Origin of the sequence: Mangrovihabitans endophyticus (assembly GCF_014646155.1) — a bacterium.
GTDB classification, from domain to species: Bacteria; Actinomycetota; Actinomycetes; order Mycobacteriales; family Micromonosporaceae; genus Actinoplanes; species Actinoplanes endophyticus.
On the sequence record NZ_BMMX01000049.1, the window covers coordinates 1 to 17953 of the forward strand.

A 17953-nucleotide genomic window follows, 5' to 3' on the forward strand; every position below is an offset into this window, starting at 1 on the left:
GGGGCGGGGCGGGGCGGGGCGGGGCGGGGCGGGGCGGGGCGGGGCGTCGGCGTCGGCGTCGGCGTCGGCGTCGGCGTCGGCGTCGGCGAGGCGGGGCGGGGCGGGGGCTACAGCTCGATCTGCTGGCCCTTGCCGACGACCACCACGCCCGAGTCGGACACCGTGTAGAGCTTGCGGTCGCGGTCGAGGTCCACACCGATCTGAGCGCCCTCCGGGACCACCACGTTCTTGTCCAGGATCGCGTTGCGGATGACCGCCCGGCGGCCCACCTGCACGCCCTCCATCAGCACCGAGTCCTGCACGTGCGCCCAGGAGTTGACCCGCACGTTCGGTGATATCACGGAGCGTTCCACCAGGGAGCCGGACACCACCACGCCGGGCGAGATCATCGACTCGATGGCGCGGCCCTGCCGGTCGTCGTAGCCGTGCACGAACTTCGCCGGCGGCCACGAGCCGTAGTTGGTGAAGATCGGCCAGTCCATGTTGTAGAGGTTGAACACCGGCAGCGTGGCGATCAGATCCATGTGGGCCTCGTAGAACGAGTCCAGTGTCCCGACGTCGCGCCAGTATCCGCGGTCCCGGTCGGTGCTGCCCGGCACGTCGTTGTCGCGGAAGTCGTAGACGTTGGCCTCGCCCTTGTCGACGAGCATCGGGATGATGTTGCCGCCCATGTCGTGCTTGCTGTCCGGGTTCTGCGCGTCCGCGGTCACCGCCTCGCACAGCGCCGCCGTGGTGAACACGTAGTTTCCCATCGACGCGTAGATCTGGTCCGGCGCGTCCGGCAGCCCGTCGACGGTGGCCGGCTTCTCCCGGAAGGCGCGGATGCGCTTGCCGTCGGCATCCACGTCGATGACGCCGAACTGGTCGGACAGCGCCTTCGGCTGGCGGATGCCGGCCACCGTGACCGCCGCACCCGAGGCGATGTGGTCGTTGACCATCTGCTTGGGGTCCATGCGGTAGATGTGGTCGGCGCCGAACACGATCACGTAGTCCGGGTTCTCGTCGTTGATCAGGTTCAGGCTCTGATAGATGGCGTCCGCGGACCCGGCGAACCAGCGCGGGCCGAGCCGCTGCTGGGCGGGCACCGGCGTCACGTAGTTGCCCAGCAGCGTGGACATCCGCCAGGTCTTGGAGATGTGCCGGTCCAGCGAGTGCGACTTGTACTGCGTCAGCACCACGATCTTGAGGTAGCCGCCGTTGGCGAGGTTCGACAGCACGAAGTCGATCATGCGATAAATGCCCCCGAACGGGACGCCGGGCTTGGCCCGGTCCGCGGTGAGGGGCATCAGGCGCTTGCCTTCGCCACCTGCCAGAACGATCGCAAGCACCTTCGCAGCCATGCCAGTGAAACTATATTTCCCGCTGCGTGAGCGCCAGCCGAAACGATTATCCTGCCCAGGTGACCGACTCTGGCTCCGGCACCGCCGCCCCTGCTCCCGCCGACCGGATCCGGGTGGATCTGCTCACCCGCGAATACCCGCCGGAGGTGTACGGCGGGGCGGGCGTGCACCTCGAATACCTCGCCCGTGACCTGCGCGCGCTGGCCGACGTGCGGGTGCACTGCTTCGGCGCGCCGCGCGAGGAACCGGGCGTCACGGCGTACGCCGACCCGGTGGGTCTCAAGGACGCCAACGCCGCGCTACGCACGATGGGCGTGGATCTGGAGATGGCGGCCGGCTGCGCGGGCGCGGACGTGGTGCACAGCCACACCTGGTACGCGAATCTGGCCGGGCACACCGCCAAGATGCTGTACGGGGTGCCGCACGTGGTGACCACGCACAGCCTGGAGCCGTTGCGCCCGTGGAAGGCCGAACAGCTCGGCGGCGGGTACGCGCTGTCGTCGTTCTGTGAGCGCACCGCGATCGAGAACGCGGACGCGATCATCGCGGTGTCCGGCGGCATGCGCCGCGACGTGCTGACCGCGTACCCGGCGGTGGACGAGTCGAAGATCAAGGTTGTCTACAACGGCATCGACACGCAACAGTACGCCCCGGACCGCGGCACCGGCGTGCTGCAGCGCCTGGGCATCGACCCGGACCGCCCCAGCGTGGTGTTCGTCGGGCGGATCACCCGGCAGAAGGGTCTGCCGTACCTCATGCGGGCCTGCCACGACCTGCCGCCGCAGGCGCAGATCGTGCTGCTGGCCGGCGCGCCGGACACCCCGGAGATCGCCGCCGAGGTGGAGGGCCTGGCCAAGCAGTTGCGCGGCGCCCGCGACCCGGAGAGCGTGATCTGGGTGCAGGAGATGCTGCCCAAGTCGCAGGTCGTGCAGGTGCTCACGCACGCCGCGGTGTTCGTCTGCCCGTCGGTGTACGAGCCGATGGGCATCGTGAACCTGGAGGCGATGGCCTGCGAGACGGCCGTGGTCGCCACCGCCACCGGCGGCATCCCGGAAGTGGTGGCCGACGGGGAGACCGGCCTGCTGGTGCCGATCGACCAGGTCACCGACGGCACCGGCACGCCGGTGGACCCGGACCGGTTCGTCGCCGACCTGGCCGCCGCCATCACCGAACTGATCGAGGATCCGCAGCGCGCCCGGGCGATGGGCCTGGCCGGGCGGCGGCGGGCGGTGGAGAAGTTCTCCTGGGCCACCATCGCGGCGGACACCATGGAGGTCTACCGCTCGCTGTGCTGAAACCCCGGCCACCACGACCGGCGGCGGCGCGGCGACCCGCGGACGGCGGGGAGAGGCCGACGGCTACGAGCGGGCCCGCTCCCGCAGGATCGCCGCGGCCACCGCGCGGCCGGACAGCCACGCGGTCTGCACTCGGGGTTTGCCGTACGCGTCCCCGGCCAGATACACCCGGCCGTGCCGCGCGTACGCGCCCTCGGCGGGTTCCGGCGTCGCGTACGTCCACCGGTGCACCGCCGTGCGCGCCGGCGCACCCAGCCGCAGCAGGCCGGACACCGCCTCGGCCATCGCCTGCCCCGCCGCGGCCGGGTCGTCGAGGTGCCGCGCGGCGAACTGCGGCGTCGAATGGGCCACCAGGACCGGAGCCCGGTCGCCGCGGCGGTCGCCGTCGTCGCAGAGCGTGGCCAGCACCGGGTGGTCGTTGACGAACGCGCCGCGGAACTCGGCCCAGTCCCGGTCCGGGTAGGTGAGCACCGCGGCCAGCGCGGGCGCCCACCGCTGGGCCGCCGCGGCCTCCAGCGCGGCGATCCGCGACGCCTGCGGACCGGGCATGGCCAGCACCACCGCGTCGGCGTCCGGCAGCACGGTCACCTCGTGCTCCAGCGTCACGTCCAGGCCCCGCGCCAGGTTCTCGGCGAGGCCGCGCAGCCCGCCCGGCGCAGCCCAGCGGATCGGGCCCCGCGCGGTGCGCCCGTCGCCCACCGCGGAGGCGGCGGCCGGGCCGCCCCCGTCCCCGTCCCCGTCGCCGGCGAAGATCCGCAGCGTGTCGGTCCACGGGCGGGCCAGCCCGGCGATCCGCCAGCTCTGCAACTGTCCCGCGAACCCCGGATCGTCCGCGGTCAGGTAGGCCGCGCCGATGTCCGCGTACCGTCCGTCGTACCGCTTGCTGGCCAGCCGGCCGCCGACCACCCGGCCGCGCTCCAGCACCCGTGTGGGCACGCCGGCAGCGGTCAGGTCACGGGCACACGCCAGGCCGGCGATGCCGGCACCCACCACGATCACGGTCACCACTGGACTCTATGCGGTGCCTCGTGTGCACACTGGGTGCCATGTCCCGGCGTCCCCCGATCCATGTCGTGGCGATCACTGCGGTGGCCGCCGTCCTGCTCGCCGGGCTCGGCGCCGGTCTGTGGCGGGCGGCCACGTTCGACCTGCCCGCCGTCGCGCCGCTGGCCGCACCCGGCGCGTCCGGGCCGGCGGCGCAGGCCGCACGCCCGGCCGGCGGCAGCCCGCCGGGCCGGTGCGGGCAGGCAGACCTGCGGGCCGATCGTGAGCTGCGCGGCATGTGGCTGACCACGGTGGAGAACATCGACTTCCCCAGCCGGCCGGGGCTGTCCGAAGCGCAGGTGAAGAAGGAGTACCTGGGCTGGCTGGACCTGGCGCAGCAGCAGCACCACAACGCGATCTTCGTGCATGTGCGGCCCAGCGGCGACGCGTTCTGGCCGTCGGCGTACGCGCCGTGGTCGCAGTGGCTGACCGGGCGCCAGGACGGCGCCGGCCCCGGCTGGGACCCGATGGCCTTCATGGTGCGCACGGCACACGAACGGAACCTGGAATTCCACGCCTGGTTCAACCCGTACCGGGGAACTCAGCCCGGCCCGAACGGACCCGGCGCGGACTTCGCCAAGCTCGCCCCGGACCATCCGCTGCGGCGGCATCGCGACTGGGCGATCGCCTATCCGGACGGTAAGCGGGCCCGGTTGTACTTCGACCCGGGCAATCCGCAGGCCCGCCGGTACGTCGAGGATTCGATGCTGGAGGCGGTCCGCAAGTACGACGTGGACGGCGTCCACTTCGACGACTTCTTCTACCCGTACCCGGAGGGCGGCGGGAACACGTTCCACGACGAGGCGAGCTTCGCCCGGCGCGCGGATACGTCGATGTCGTTGGCGCAGTGGCGGCGGGACAACGTGAACACGCTGGTGCGCGAGATGAGCGAGCGGATCAAGCAGATCAAGCCGTGGGTGAAGTTCGGCATCAGCCCGTTCGGCATCTGGCGCAACAAGTCCACCGACCCGGACGGATCCGACACCCGGGGATTGCAGAGCTACGACGCCATCTACGCCGACACCCGCCTGTGGGTGCGCAAGGGCTGGCTGGATTACGTGGTGCCCCAGTTGTACTGGGCGATCGGCTTCGGCAAGGCCGACTACGCCAAGGTGCTGCCGTGGTGGTCGGACCTGGTGCGCGGCACCGGCGTGCAGCTCTGGATCGGGCAGGCCGACTACCGCGTCGGTGAGCGCGGGGACTGGAGCGACCCGGCCGAGCTGGACCGCCAGCTCACCCTCAACGAGCGGTACGCGGTGTCCGGCAGCGTGCACTTCTCGGCCAAGCAGGTCCGCGCCGACCGGCTGGACGCGGTCACCCGGTACCGCGACCACCACTACGCCGCGCCTGCCCTGGTGCCGGTGATGCGCCGGCTTCCGGCCCGGCCGCCGGGACCGCCGCGGATCGCCGCCGCGCACACCGGCCCGGACGGAGAGCTGGTGCTGGACTGGCAGCCGGGCACCGGCCCGGAGCCGGTGAGCTGGGCGTTGTACCGGGTGTCTGGGGCCGCCGCCGCGCTGGTGGCCACCGGGCGTGCGGGTGCCACGGTCGCGGACCCGCACCCGGTGGACGGCCCGGCGACGTACTGCCTGGCGGGCCTGGACCGGTCCGGCAACGAGGGCGCGGCGAGCGCGGCATTCCGCGCCGAGGGCACCTGACCCCGGCCGCACGAATCAGGCGGTGACCTTCCCGTCGGCCACCTCGAGGTGGCGCCCGGTGTGCACCGCCTGCAACATCCGCCGGTCGTGGGTGACCAGCAGCAGCGTGCCCGCGTACCCGGCCAGCGCCGACTCGAGCTGCTCGATCGCCGGCAGGTCCAGGTGATTGGTGGGCTCGTCCAGCACCAGCAGGTTCACCCCGCGCGCCTGCAACAACGCCAGCGCCGCCCGGGTGCGCTCGCCGGGCGACAACGTCCCCGCCGGCCGCAGCACGTGCGCCGCGCCCAGCCCGAACTTGGCCAGCAGCGTCCGCACGTCGGCGTCGGCGAACTCCGGCACCGCCGCGCCGAACGCGGCCTTCAACGGCTCGTCCCCGGTGAATGACCCGCGGGCCTGGTCCACCTCGCCGACCACCACGCCCGGGCCGAGTGAGGCGCTGCCCTCGGCCAGCGGGATCCGGCCCAGCAGCGCGCCCAGCAGCGTGGACTTGCCCGAGCCGTTCGCGCCGGTGACCGCCACCCGGTCCGCGACGTCGATCTGCAGCGTCACCGGGCCCAGCGTGAACGCGCCGCGGCGCACCACGGCGTCGCGCAGCGTGGCCACCACCGAACCGGAGCGGGGCGCGGCGGCGATCGACATCCGCAGCTCCCACTCCTTGCGCGGCTCCTCGACCACCTCCAGGCGTTCGATCATCCGGTCGGTCTGACGGGCCTTGGCTGCCTGCTTCTCGCTGCTCTCTCCGCGGAAATGCTTGACGAATTTGTCCGGGTCGGTGGCCTTGCGGCGGGCGTTGCGCACCCCCTTCTCCATCCAGGCGCGCTGGGTGCGGGCCCGTTCCAGCAGGTCCTCCCGCTTGTCGGCGTACTCCTCGTACTCCTCGCGGGCGTGCCGGCGGGCGCGTTCACGCTCTTGCAGGTACGCCTCGTAGCCGCCGCCGTACAGGGTGACCTGCTGCTGGTGCAGATCCAGCTCCAGCACCGCGGTGGCGGTGCGGGCCAGGAACTCCCGGTCGTGGCTGACCAGCACCGCCCCGCCCCGCAACCCGGTGACGAATTCCTCGATCCGGCGCAGGCCGTCCAGGTCCAGGTCGTTGGTGGGCTCGTCGAGCAGGACCACGTCGTAGCGGCTGAGCAGCAGCGACGCGAGCCCGGCGCGGGCGGCCTGACCGCCGGACAGCGCGGTCGTCTCGCGGTCCAGGCCCAGATCCCCGGCGAGCCGGTCGGCGCGCTCGTCGAGGTCGGCGCCGCCCAGGTCCAGCCAGCGTTCCAGCGCGCTCGCGTACGCCTCGTCGGCGCCCGCCGCGCCCGTGGCCAGCCGCTGCGCGGCGTCGTCCATGGCCCGCTGGGCGGGGCCTACGCCGGTGCGCCGGGCCAGGAACTGGCGGACCGTCTCGCCGGGGCGGCGGTCCCGCTCCTGCGGAAGGTAGCCGACGGTGGCGGTCGGCGGGTTCAGTGTCACCGTGCCGGACTCGGGGGCGATCAGGCCGGCGAGGGTGCGCAACAGCGTGGTCTTGCCGGCGCCGTTCACTCCGACCAGGCCGATCACGTCGCCGGGGGCGACGACCAGATCGAGGCCGGCGAACAGGGCGCGCTCACCGTGCCCGGCGGCGAGCCCGCGGGCGATCATCGTGGCGTCCATCGGTGTCCGATGGTATCGGCGTGCGGGCCTGCCAGTCGCGTGAGTTCCTCCGCGCGGCGGCGGTCATCACCGCGCAGAGCGAGAATCAGGCGTCGAAGTCGACGGTGACGCCGTCGGCGACCGGCATCGCCTGGCAGGTCAGCACGAATCCGGCCGCCACCTCGGCCTCCTCCAGGGCGAAGTTGCGCCGCATGCGCACCTCGCCGGAGGTCACCCGCGCCCGGCAGGTGCCGCACACCCCGCCCTTGCAGGCGAACGGCAGGTCGGGCCGGGACCGTTGGGCGCCCTCCAGCACCGTGACGCCGTCCGGCACGGTCACCGTGGTGGACCGCCCGTCCAGCACCACGGTCGCCTCCCGGCCGCCGGGGTCCGGCCCGCGGGGATCGACGTGCCGGACCGGGGGCGGCTCCTCGTCCACCCAGAACAGCTCACGGTGGATCCGCCCGGACGGCACGCCGAGCTCCCCGAGCACCTGTGTGGCGTCGGTGACCATGCCGAACGGCCCGCACAGCCACCAGTGGCCGACCGCGCGCACGTCGATCAGCGCGGGCAGCAACGTGCGCAGCTTCGCCGCGTCGAGCCGACCGGTGAGCAGGTCGACCTCGCGCGCCTCCCGGGACAGCAGGTGCGTCAGGTCCATCCGGGACGGATAGGCGTCCTTCAGATCGGCCAGCTCCTCGGCGAACATCACCGAGTCCGCGCGCCGGTTGCCGTAGACGACGCTGACCCGGGCGTCCGGGTGCCGCAGCAGGGACGCGGCGATGGACAGCAGCGGGGTGATGCCGGAACCGGCGCCGAGCAGCACATGCCGCCCGCCGGTGCGCAGATCGGGGGTGAAGGTGCCGGTCGGTGGTGCCACCTCCACCTCGTCGCCGGGCCGCACCTGATGCACGAGCCACGACGAGACCACCCCGCCGGGCACCTCGCGCACCCCGATCCGGGGACGCGCCCCGGCCGGCGCGCAGATCGAATACGTGCGGCGTTCGTCGCGCCCGCCGACCGCCCGGCGTACGGTCAGCGCCTGGCCCGGCCGGAACGCGTACCGGCCGGCCAGTTCTGCGGGCACCTCGAAGGTCACCGCGACGGCGTCCGCGCACAGCCGCTCCACCTGCGCCACCCGCAGCGGGTGGAAGTCACGCACCACCACGTCAAATTTCCTTCACATGCTCGAACGGTTCCCGGCAACCGGGGCATCGGCGCAGCTCCCGGCAGGCGGTCGCGCCGAAGGCCGCGAGGCGTTCCGTGTCCGGCTGCCCGCAGCGGGGACACGGCACCGGTGCCGGGCGGGCGCCGAGGGTCAGCGGCACCGGGCCGGGTGAGCGCCGCGGTGCCGGGCCGGGCGGCGCGATCCCGGCTGCGGCGAGCTTGCGCCGCCCCTGCGGGGTGATCCAGTCGGTGCTCCACGGCGGATCCAGCACCGTGCGCACCTCGACGCGCCGGTGACCGGCGCGGCGCAGCGCACCGATCAGGTCCGCGCGGATCGCCTCCATGGCGGGGCATCCGGAGTACGTGGGGGTGATGCGCACGGTCACCGCGCCCGCGCTCTCCTCGACGCCGCGCAGGATGCCGAGGTCGGCCAGGGTGAGCATGGGCAGTTCGGGGTCGGTGACCGCGGCGGCGGCCACGGCGGCCGGCACGACCTCCGGGCCGGTCACCAGAGGCCGCCGGGCGTCGCGCGGGCCACGCCCTGCATCTCGGCGAGAATCTCGTCCAGCGCGGCGGTGTGCGCGCCGTCACGCCCGGCCCCGCCGTCCGTCGCCCCGCCGTCCGTGGCAGTGGGTGGCGGCAGCCCGGCCGCCGCCAGCACCTGGGACAGCACGGCGTCGACCTCCGCGCGCGCCGCGGCCGCCGGCACCGCCACACCGGCCTCCGCCAGCCGGTCCGGCACCGGATGCGGCCGGAACAACTCGCCGATCGCCGGCCACACCGCGTGCATCGCGGCGCGCATCCGGCGGTGCGACTCCGCGGTGCCGTCGCCGAGCCGGACCACCCACTGCGCGGCGTACTCGCGGTGATAGGTCAGCTCCTTGACACCCTTGGCCGCGATCGCCGCCAGCACCGGGTCACGCGAGCCGCGCAGCCCGTCCAGCACCGCCAGCCGCCAGGTGACGAACACCAGCAGCCGGGCGACCAGGTGCGCGAAGTCCGCGTCGGCCCGCTCGGCCAGCCTCACGTGGCGGAAGTCCGCCGCGTCCCGGCGGAACGCCAGGTCGTCCTCGTCGCGGCCCGCGCCCTCGGCCTGCGCCGCCCGGGTCAGCAGCAGGCGGGCCTGACCGAGCAGGTCCAGCGCGATGTTCGCGAGCGCCATCTCGTCCTCCAGCTCGGGCGCGCGGGTCACCCACTGCTGCAGCCGGTGCGACATGATCAGCGCGTCGTCGCCGAGCATCAAGCAGTACGCCGTCAGGTCGGCCGCGTCGACCCCGCCGGGGACGTCGGTGGGCACCCCGGCCAGCGGGTCGCTGAAGCCGGTGCCGTACGCCCACCGGGTGTCGTCCTGGTGGTCGGTGAGCGCCGCGTACGCGTCGTCGAAGGACATGATCGCCTCAGATGTGCGGGACGGAGTCGGGGATCCGGTAGTGCGTGGGATGCCGGTAGACCTTGTCGGCGCTGGGCGCGAAGAACGCGTCCCGGTCGCCCGGTTCGGAGGCCGTCACGTCGTCGGAGCGCACCACCCAGATGCTCACACCCTCGTTGCGCCGGGTGTAAAGGTCGCGGGCGTGATGCACAGCCATCCGGTGGTCGGCGGCGCGCAACGACCCGACGTGCACGTGGTTCAGGCCCCGCTTGGCACGCACGAACACCTCGAACAGCGGCCACTCGTGCCGGATCTCGTCGCTCATGCGGGCACGCTCCCCTCGGCGGCACGCGCCTGCCCGGCCGCGCGCGACTGCTTCGCGGCGTGCGCGGCGGCGGCCTCCCGCACCCACGCGCCGTCCGCGTCGGCCCGGCGCCGGTGGGCGATCCGGCGCGCGTTCATCGGCCCGTCACCGGCCAGCACCCGCTTGAACTCGGCCCAGTCCGGAGCGCCGAAGTCGTAGTGGCCGCGCTCGGCGTTCCAGGCCAGCTCGCCGTCCGGCAGCGTCACCCCGAGCGCCTGCGCCTGCGGCACAGTCATGTCGACGAAGCGCTGGCGCAACTCGTCGTTGGTGTGCCGCTTGATCTTCCAGGCCATCGACTGCGCGGTGTTCGGCGAGTCCGCGTCGGGCGGGCCGAACATCATCAGCGACGGCCACCACCAGCGGTTCACCGCGTCCTGCACGGTTTCCCGCTGCGCCGGCGTGCCGGTCATCATGGTCATCAGCAACTCGTAACCCTGCCGCTGGTGGAACGACTCCTCCTTGCAGATGCGGATCATGGCTCGCGCGTACGGGCCGAAGGAGCTGCGGCACAGCGGCACCTGATTGCAGATCGCCGCGCCGTCCACCAGCCAGCCGATCACCCCGACGTCGGCGAAGGTGAGCGTCGGATAGTTGAAGATCGACGAGTATTTCTGCCGTCCCTCGATCAGGCGGCGGGTCAGGTCACCGCGGTCGGCGCCCAGCGTCTCGGCCGCCGAGTAGAGGTAGAGCCCGTGGCCCGCCTCGTCCTGCACCTTGGCGAGCAGGATCGCCTTGCGGCGCAGCGTCGGCGCCCGGGTGATCCACTCCCCCTCGGGCTGCATGCCGATGATCTCCGAGTGCGCGTGCTGGGCGATCTGCCGGATCATCGTCCGGCGATATCCGTCCGGCATCCAGTCGCGCGGTTCCACCCGCTGATCCCGTTCGAGGGTCTGCGTGAACGCGCGCTCGCCGTCGCCTGTCATGCCCGCTCCACCAGCATCGCCACGCCCTGCCCCACCCCGACGCAGAGGGTGGCCAGGCCGCGACGCGCGCCCTCGCGTTCCATCCGGCCCAGCAGGGTCACCGTCAGCCGCGCCCCGGAGCAGCCCAGCGGGTGGCCCAGGGCGATCGCGCCGCCGTCCGCGTTGACCCGCTCCTCGTCCAGTTTGAGCCGCCGGATGACGGCCAGCGACTGCGCCGCGAACGCCTCGTTGAGCTCCACCGCCTCCAGGTCCCCGACGTCCCAGCCGGTGCGGGCCAGCGCCTTCTGGGTGGCCGGGACCGGGCCTAGGCCCATCAGTTGCGGCGGCACCCCGGCGCTGGCGGCGGTCACCACCCGGGCGCGCGGGGTCAGGCCGTAGCGCTCGACCGCCTCGGCGGAGGCCACCACCAGGGCCGCCGCGCCGTCGGACAGCGGCGACGAGGACCCCGCGGTCACCACCCCGCCGGACCGGAACACCGGGCGCAGCCCGGCCAGCTTCTCCAGGCTGGTGCCGCGCCGCGGGGTCTCGTCGACCGCCACGTCGTCCACCGCGACGATCTCGCCGGCGAACCGGCCCGCGTCGGTGGCCGCGATCGCGCGCTCGTGGCTGCGCAGCGCGAACGCGTCGCTGTCCGCCCGGCTGATGCCGTCCAGCACGGCGACCTCCTCGGCGGTCTCGCCCATGCTGAGCGTGACCCGGCGGTCCTGCGGGCCGGTGCCGGCGTCACGGTCGGCCGCGGCGAACGCCGGGTTGACGAAGCGCCAGCCGAGCGAGGAGTCCACCACCTGGCCGGGGCGCGCCCACGGGGTGCCCGGCTTGGCCATCACCCAGGGCGCGCGGGTCATCGACTCCACCCCGCCGGCCACCATGACCTCGGCCTCGCCGCACCGGATCGCCTGCGCCGCGGAGGCGATCGCGGTCAGGCCGCTGGCGCACAGCCGATTCACCGTGTAGCCGGGCACCGCGTCCGGCAGCCCGGCCAGCAGCGCGGCCATCCGGGCCACGTTGCGATTGTCCTCGCCCGCCTGGTTGGCGGCGCCCAGCACGACCTCGTCGACCGCCTCGGCCGGCACGCCGGCGCGGCGCACCGCCTCGCCCACCACGAGCGCGGCCAGGTCGTCGGGCCGGTGCCCGGCCAGCACGCCGCCGTACTTGCCCTGCGGGGTGCGGACTCCGCCGACCAGGAACGCCTCAGGCATGGCGGGCCTGCAGGGTGAAGAAGCGGCCGGACACGAAGTAGTCGTCGGTCAGCGCGGCGGTGGCGGCCGGGTTCGCCCCGGTGCCGTGCAGATCGCTGAAGGCGGCGGTCTGATTCACGAACACTCCTGCGGTGAGGTTTTCGGACAGATGCACGCCGGCGTCCAGCGCGGCTCGGCGCGCGGCGGTCAGCACCGCCTCCGACGTCGAGTGCACGGTCGCGGTCAGCGCGCCGTGGTGACGCACGGTCTCGGTGAACAGGGCGAGGCTGTGCTCGGTGGAGCCGGTGGTGATGACGAACGAGACCGGCCCGAACCACTCCCGGGTGTAGACCTTGTCGTCGTCCGCGTCCAGCGCCACCACCACCGGGGTCCGGATGCCTGCCTGCGGCCACGCCGGATCGGTCACCTCGCCGGGCGGCCGCACCACGCCGGGCGTCATCGCGGCGGCCTCGGTGAGCCGGCCCATCACGCCGTCGTTGACGATCGCACCGAGGGTGCCGGCCGCCCGCGCCGGATCGCCCAGCAGCTTGTCCAGCGCCGCGGACAGGTCGGCGGCGAACTGCTGCGGGTCGCGACGGCCGTCGGCGGTGTCCACCCCCTCGCGCGGCACCATGATGTTCTGCGGCGTGGTGCACATCTGGCCGCTGTAGAGCGAGAGCGAGAAGGCCAGGTTGCGCAGCAGCCCCGGATAGTCCGCGGTGGAGTCGACGACCACCGTGTTGAGCCCGGACTTCTCGGTGTAGACCACCGTCTGCCGGGAGGCGTTGGCCTCCAGCCAGTTGCCGAACTCGCTGGAGCCGGTGAAGTCCACGATCCGCACGTCCGGATGCGTGGCCAGCACGGCGGCCACGCGGTCGCCGGGCTCCTCGGCGGCCAGCGTCACCAGGTCCGGGTCCAGGCCGGACTCGGCGAGCACCTCGCGGGCCACCCGCACGGTGATGGCCAGCGGCAGCACCGCGCCCGGATGCGGCTTGACGATCACCGGGTTGCCGGTGACCAGGCTGGCGAACAATCCCGGGTAGCCGTTCCAGGTCGGGAACGTGGTGCAACCGATCACCAGGGCGACGCCGCGACCCACCGGGGTGCTCGTCTTGGTCATCACCAGCGGGTCGCCGCCGCGCTGCGGCTTGGTCCAGGTGGCCGTCGCCGGGATGCGGGTCTGCGCGGCCAGCGCGCAGGCCACCGCCTCCAGGCCGCGGTCCTGCGCGTGCGGGCCGCCGGCCTGGAACGCCATGACGAACGCCTGCCCGGTGGTGTGCTGCACGGCGTGCGCCATCTCGAACGAACGGGCGTTGATGCGGCGCAGGATCTCCGCGGCCACCCCGGCCCGCCCGTGCGGACCCACGTCGCGCCAGGCGGGCGTCGCCGCCCGTGCCGCGGCCACCAGTCGCTGCGGGTCGCATCGCGGGTAGCGCACGCCCAGCTCCAGCCCGTACGGCGAACGCTCGGTGGCCACCCGGCCCAGTTCGCCGGGCTGATCGAGCGGGAAGTCGGCACCCAGCAGCGCGCGGAACGCCTGCTCGCCGGCCGGCGCGGCGTCCGCCCCGTAGACGGACTTGCTCGGCGACTCGGGATAGTTCGACCAGTAGTCCCGGGCGCCGGCCGCGGCGACCGCCGCATCCAGCAGCTCACGATGCGTCTCGTACCACTGCGTGGGGGTTGTCATCTGCGCTCCCGTGCGGTTGGCTGTTCCTCAATGCCTACCGTCCGGTCGGTCGGTAAGCAAGACCCGGGAGCGAAGTAAGAACCGGAGCGGGCGTGGCAACTGGATCGCGCCTGGCAACCGGAACGATGACGCAACCGGCCGGGAATCGGAGGCGGCGTGGCACGGACGGCGGCGCACGAGATGTTCGAGCGTGACGTGGCCTCCCGCGGCCTGGGCATCGAACTCGTCCGCGCCGGCGACGGCGCCGCGACGGTCCGCATGACGGTCACCTCGGCCATGGTCAACGGGCACGACATGACCCACGGCGGATACGTCTTCCTGCTCGCCGACACCGCCTTCGCCTGCGCCTGCAACAGCCACGGGCCGGTCACCGTGGCGGCCGGCGCGGACATCGCCTTCCTGCGCCCGACCCGGGCCGGTGACGTGCTCGAGGCGCGGGCCGCCCAGCGCGCCGCGCACGGCCGCAGCGGCATCTACGACGTGACCGTCACCTGCGACGGCCAGCCGGTGGCCGAGTTCCGCGGCCGCAGCCGCGAGCTGACCGGGCCGGCCGCGACGGGCGGGGCGCCCTCATGAGCAACCGGACGCCGGCGGCCGGCCAGACCCTGGCGGCGGCCCGGCCGGCGCGGCGCGGGCGGCCGGGCAACGACGTGGAATCGGTGCTCGCCGCGGCGGTGCGGCTGTTCAACGACGGCGGTTACGACTACACCAGCATGGTCGACATCGCCGAGTCGCTGCGGATCACCAAGTCGAGTCTCTACCACCACGTCAGCAGCAAGGAGCAGTTGCTGCAGATGGCGATGGACCGGGCGCTGGACGGGCTCTTCGAGGCGTTGTCCGCCGCGGACCGGGCCGCCGGCCACGCCACCGCGCTGCAACGGCTGGAGTGCCTGGTCCGCAGCAGCGTGCTGGTGCTGGCCGACCGGATGGAGTTCGTCACGCTGCTGCTGCGGGTGCGGGGCAACACCGCGGTGGAACAGCAGGCCCTGCGCCGCCGCCGGGAGTTCGACGCCCGCGTCACGGCGCTGGTCAAGCAGGCCCAGGCGGAGGGCGGCGTGCGGCCCGACGTGGACGCGGCCACCGCGGCGCGTCTGCTGTTCGGCATGGTCAACTCGCTGACCGAGTGGTACCGCCCGCGCCGGGGCGGAGCCACGCACCTGGCGGACACGGTCACCGCCCTCGCCTTCGACGGACTCCGGCAGCGATGACGTCCCGCACCGGTGAATGAGGAACAGGAGCCGCGACAGTGCAGGACCGCACCCCACGCCCGGAGGATCTGGACCCGATCGAGCGCGCCTCGATCGACGAGCTGCGGGCGCTGCAACTGCAACGGTTGCGGTGGACGCTGTCGCACGCGCACGCGAACGTCCCGCCGTACCGGGAACTGTTCGACAAGGCCCAGGTGCACCCGGATGACCTGCGCGAGCTGAGCGACCTGGCGAAGTTCCCGCACACCGACAAGGCGACGCTGCGCGCCCACTACCCGTTCGGAATGTTCGCGGTGCCGCGCGAGCGGGTGGCCCGGCTGCACGCCTCGTCCGGCACCACCGGAAGGCCGACCGTGGTCGGATACACCGCCGACGACCTGCGGACCTGGTCGCGGCTGATGGCCCGGTCGATCCGCGCGTCCGGCGGCCGGGCCGGGGACCGGGTGCACGTCGCGTACGGCTATGGGCTGTTCACCGGCGGCCTGGGCGCGCATTACGGCGCGGAGGAACTGGGCTGCACGGTCGTGCCGGTGTCCGGCGGCATGACCGAGCGGCAGGTCATGCTGATCGAAGACTTCCAGCCGGACGTCATCATGGTGACGCCGACCTACATGCTGGCCATCCTGGACGAGATGCGGCGCCGGGGCGTCGACCCGCGCGGCACGTCCCTGCGGGTGGGCATCTTCGGGGCGGAGCCGTGGACCGAGAAGCTGCGCGCCGAGATCGAGGACCAGCTCGACATGCACGCGGTGGACATCTACGGCCTGTCCGAGGTGATGGGGCCGGGTGTGGCGTGCGAATGCGTGGAGACCAAGGACGGGCCGCACGTCTGGGAGGACCACTTCTATCCGGAGATCATCGACCCGGTGAGCGGCGCGGTGCTGCCCGACGGCGAGATCGGCGAGCTGGTGTTCACGTCGCTGACCAAGCAGGCGATGCCGGTGGTGCGGTACCGCACCCGCGACCTGACGCGGCTGCTGCCCGGCACGGCCCGCCCGATGCGCCGCATCGAAAAGATCACCGGACGCACCGACGACATGATCATCTTGCGCGGGGTCAACCTGTTCCCGACGCAGATCGAGGAGCTGATCCTGCGTACGCCGCAGCTCGCTCCCCACTTCCAGTGCGTCCTGACCCGCGAGGGCCGGATGGACGAGCTGACCGTGGCGGTGGAGCGGCGCCCGGCGACGACCCCGGAGCAGGCGGCCGAGGCGGGTGCGGTGCTGGCGGCGCTGGTGAAGAACACCATCGGGGTGACGGTCGGCGTGCGGGTCCTGGACCCGGACGGCGTGGAACGCTCGATGGGCAAGGCACGCCGCCTGGTGGACCGGCGACCCGGGGGGCCGACCGGCGGATAGCGCACCTCAGCGACCGGCATCGTCCATCAGGACCAGCGCGTTTCGGGCCGTCTCGGCGTGCGGGCCGCCGCTCGACGCGAGCGTCTCCCACCGGCGATGCCAGAACCGCCACCGTGCCAGGGTGAATCCGTCACCGGTCACGCCACCCTCGACCGCGAGCCTGCCCGGCCGCACCGTCGGGGGCCGGCCGGGGACGGTGCTGGCCTCGCAGGCGTTCCGCAGGACGGGACCGCAGTGCCGGAACCAGGCCACCGCGGCCGCGAGCTGGTCCGGGTCGCCGGGCTCCTCCAGGGCGGCGCGCAACGTCCAGACGGCGTACGTCGAACAGTCGATGCCCACCGCCGTGAGCCGGGCCGCGAACGCGTTCAGGTTGACCCAGGTCTGCCGGTCTCCGTCCGGCGGGCTGCCCCAGTTCCACGCCTCGCGCATGACGGCGCCGAGCAGCGGCAATTCGGCCCACCTCAGCCCACCGTCGCGGGTCGCGGCGTCGCGGTCGCGGACGCCGACGAGCAGCGCGACGAGGCGGTCCCGGGCGGTGTCGTCGCCGTCGGTCGCCGCGTGCACGACCCGGTCCCAGACGGCCCAGAGGGGGCCGCCGAGGCTTTCCGCCGCCGCGCGTGCGGCGGCCGGGTCGGCCTCGACCGGTCCGATGATGCCCGCGATCGCGTCGCTGCGGGAGAGGTCACCGCGCACATACCGGGTGATGAGGTCGCCGAAGTAGGCGTCCAGTACGTCGTACGCAGCGTCGGCGGGCGGGGCGGAACCGCTCATGCCGCCCACCCTAGAAACCTCGTGCCACCGTCCGGAACCCGGCGTTGCCCATGGACGAGTCCGGTGTGCTCGCCGACCGCGCCGCGTTGCGGTACCGGTTGCAGTACGAGTCGTGGCACAGGTAAGAGCCGCCGCGCAGCACCCGCTGCTCGCCCGACGCCGGGCCGCGCGGGTCATCCGCCGGGGACACGGCGTAATAGCCGGGATCCCACCAGTCGGCGCACCATTCCCAGACGTTGCCCACCGGCTGCCACAGCCCGTACGCGTTGGGCCGGTACGACCGTGCCGGCGCGGTGGTCAGCCACCCGTCGGCGCGGGTGTTGTGCCGGGGGAAGGCGCCCTGCCAGATGTTGCAGAACCAGTCCGGCCCGAGTTCGTCACCCCACGGATAGCGCGCGCCGCTCAGGCCGCCCCGCGCGGCGCACTCCCACTGCGCCTCGCTCGGCAGCGCCCGTCCCGCCCACCGGCAGTACGCCACCGCGTCGTTCCAGGTGACGTGCACCACCGGATGGTCGGCCAGACCGTCCAGATCGGAGCGTGGCCCGCCCGGATGCGCCCAGTCGGCGCCGCGCACCCCGAGCCACCAGGGCGCGCCCGGGGCCTGGCCCGTCACGTCGTCCGCCCCGGCGGCCACGGCCAGGTGGAACACCGCGGAGAAGCCGTACTCTTCGGCCTCGGTGCGGTATCCGCTGCCGGCGATGAACGCGGCGAAGTCCCGGTTGGTCACGGTGGTGGCGTCGATGTCGAACGCGGCGAGGGCGACGTCGTGCACCGGGGTCTCCCCGTCACCGAACCGGTCGTCGCCGTGCGGGTCGCCCATGCGGAACGTCTGGGCGGGCACGCGCGCCTGCACGACGGCATGCCGGGCGCCACCGGCGAGCGCCGGGTCGGGGTGCGACGCCCGGGCAGTTGGCGGCGCCGGGACGGCGGGCGCCGACGGGGGCGACGGGGGCGCGGCCGACGCATGCGGGGCG

17 protein-coding genes are annotated in these 17953 nt (G+C 73.4%); 5 read left to right on the forward strand and 12 right to left on the reverse strand.

Going from position 1 to position 17953, the window contains the following annotated elements:
• Positions 1-107 precede the first annotated feature (107 nt).
• Positions 108-1340 carry a glucose-1-phosphate adenylyltransferase gene (gene glgC, locus IEY73_RS28815; RefSeq protein ID WP_189082492.1) on the reverse strand — a complete coding sequence of 411 codons (1233 nt, stop codon included), beginning with the start codon at positions 1338-1340 and terminating at the stop codon, positions 108-110.
• 59 nt (positions 1341-1399) lie between these two features.
• Between glgC and glgA the strand changes: the two genes are divergently transcribed.
• Complete coding sequence (glgA, locus tag IEY73_RS28820; protein ID WP_229716249.1) at positions 1400-2635, forward strand: glycogen synthase; 1236 nt, start codon at positions 1400-1402, stop codon at positions 2633-2635.
• Between the two features lie 63 nt (positions 2636-2698).
• On the opposite strand, the gene IEY73_RS28825 is transcribed toward glgA, so the two are convergent.
• Positions 2699-3634 (reverse strand): NAD(P)/FAD-dependent oxidoreductase, encoded by a 936-nt coding sequence (locus tag IEY73_RS28825; RefSeq protein WP_189082523.1) that lies wholly within the window; start codon positions 3632-3634, stop codon positions 2699-2701.
• Between the two features lie 47 nt (positions 3635-3681).
• On the opposite strand from IEY73_RS28825, the gene IEY73_RS28830 reads away from it, so the two are divergent.
• Positions 3682-5337, forward strand: a complete 1656-nt coding sequence (locus IEY73_RS28830; protein WP_189082493.1) for a glycoside hydrolase family 10-like protein — start codon at positions 3682-3684, stop codon at positions 5335-5337.
• A 15-nt stretch (positions 5338-5352) separates the two neighbouring features.
• Here IEY73_RS28830 and IEY73_RS28835 read toward each other — a convergent pair whose 3' ends face one another.
• From IEY73_RS28835 to paaN, 8 genes are all read right to left on the reverse strand, one after another.
• Positions 5353-6975, reverse strand: coding sequence for an ABC-F family ATP-binding cassette domain-containing protein (locus tag IEY73_RS28835; RefSeq protein ID WP_189082494.1), 1623 nt, complete (start codon positions 6973-6975; stop codon positions 5353-5355).
• Positions 6976-7060: 85 nt separating this feature from the next.
• Entirely contained in the window at positions 7061-8122 is a 1062-nt protein-coding gene (gene paaE / locus IEY73_RS28840) for a 1,2-phenylacetyl-CoA epoxidase subunit PaaE (protein WP_189082495.1), read from the reverse strand.
• 1 nt (position 8123) lies between these two features.
• Positions 8124-8630: a 1,2-phenylacetyl-CoA epoxidase subunit PaaD gene (paaD, locus tag IEY73_RS28845; protein ID WP_268240499.1), complete on the reverse strand. Its 507-nt coding sequence runs from the start codon at positions 8628-8630 to the stop codon at positions 8124-8126.
• Entirely contained in the window at positions 8627-9511 is an 885-nt protein-coding gene (gene paaC / locus IEY73_RS28850) for a 1,2-phenylacetyl-CoA epoxidase subunit PaaC (protein ID WP_189082496.1), read from the reverse strand. The genes paaD and paaC overlap by 4 nt, the downstream gene beginning before the upstream one ends.
• Positions 9512-9518: 7 nt before the next feature.
• A complete protein-coding gene (gene paaB / locus IEY73_RS28855) occupies positions 9519-9815 on the reverse strand; it encodes a 1,2-phenylacetyl-CoA epoxidase subunit PaaB (RefSeq protein ID WP_189082497.1) in 297 nt (98 codons plus the stop codon).
• Positions 9812-10777: a 1,2-phenylacetyl-CoA epoxidase subunit PaaA gene (gene paaA, locus IEY73_RS28860; protein ID WP_189082498.1), complete on the reverse strand. Its 966-nt coding sequence runs from the start codon at positions 10775-10777 to the stop codon at positions 9812-9814. The genes paaB and paaA overlap by 4 nt, the downstream gene beginning before the upstream one ends.
• A complete protein-coding gene (locus IEY73_RS28865) occupies positions 10774-11976 on the reverse strand; it encodes a thiolase family protein (protein WP_189082499.1) in 1203 nt (400 codons plus the stop codon). The genes paaA and IEY73_RS28865 overlap by 4 nt, the downstream gene beginning before the upstream one ends.
• The gene (gene paaN, locus IEY73_RS28870) at positions 11969-13642 is read right to left on the reverse strand and encodes a phenylacetic acid degradation protein PaaN (protein WP_189082500.1); all 1674 of its coding nucleotides are present in this window, start codon (positions 13640-13642) and stop codon (positions 11969-11971) included. Before paaN ends, IEY73_RS28865 begins: the two co-directional genes overlap by 8 nt.
• A 180-nt stretch (positions 13643-13822) precedes the next feature.
• Here paaN and paaI point away from each other — a divergent pair, with 180 nt between their 5' ends.
• From paaI to paaK, 3 genes are read left to right on the forward strand one after another with little or no spacing between them, the layout of a single operon-like run.
• Positions 13823-14218, forward strand: coding sequence for a hydroxyphenylacetyl-CoA thioesterase PaaI (gene paaI, locus IEY73_RS28875; RefSeq protein WP_189082525.1), 396 nt, complete (start codon positions 13823-13825; stop codon positions 14216-14218).
• Entirely contained in the window at positions 14215-14850 is a 636-nt protein-coding gene (locus IEY73_RS28880; RefSeq protein WP_189082501.1) for a TetR/AcrR family transcriptional regulator, read from the forward strand. Before paaI ends, IEY73_RS28880 begins: the two co-directional genes overlap by 4 nt.
• Before the next feature lie 38 nt (positions 14851-14888).
• The gene (paaK, locus tag IEY73_RS28885) at positions 14889-16208 is read left to right on the forward strand and encodes a phenylacetate--CoA ligase PaaK (protein WP_189082502.1); all 1320 of its coding nucleotides are present in this window, start codon (positions 14889-14891) and stop codon (positions 16206-16208) included.
• Between the two features lie 6 nt (positions 16209-16214).
• On the opposite strand, the gene IEY73_RS28890 is transcribed toward paaK, so the two are convergent.
• Entirely contained in the window at positions 16215-16979 is a 765-nt protein-coding gene (locus tag IEY73_RS28890; protein ID WP_189082503.1) for a DUF3632 domain-containing protein, read from the reverse strand.
• Between the two features lie 10 nt (positions 16980-16989).
• A complete protein-coding gene (locus IEY73_RS28895; RefSeq protein ID WP_229716250.1) occupies positions 16990-17820 on the reverse strand; it encodes a formylglycine-generating enzyme family protein in 831 nt (276 codons plus the stop codon).
• Positions 17821-17953: the final 133 nt, after the last annotated feature.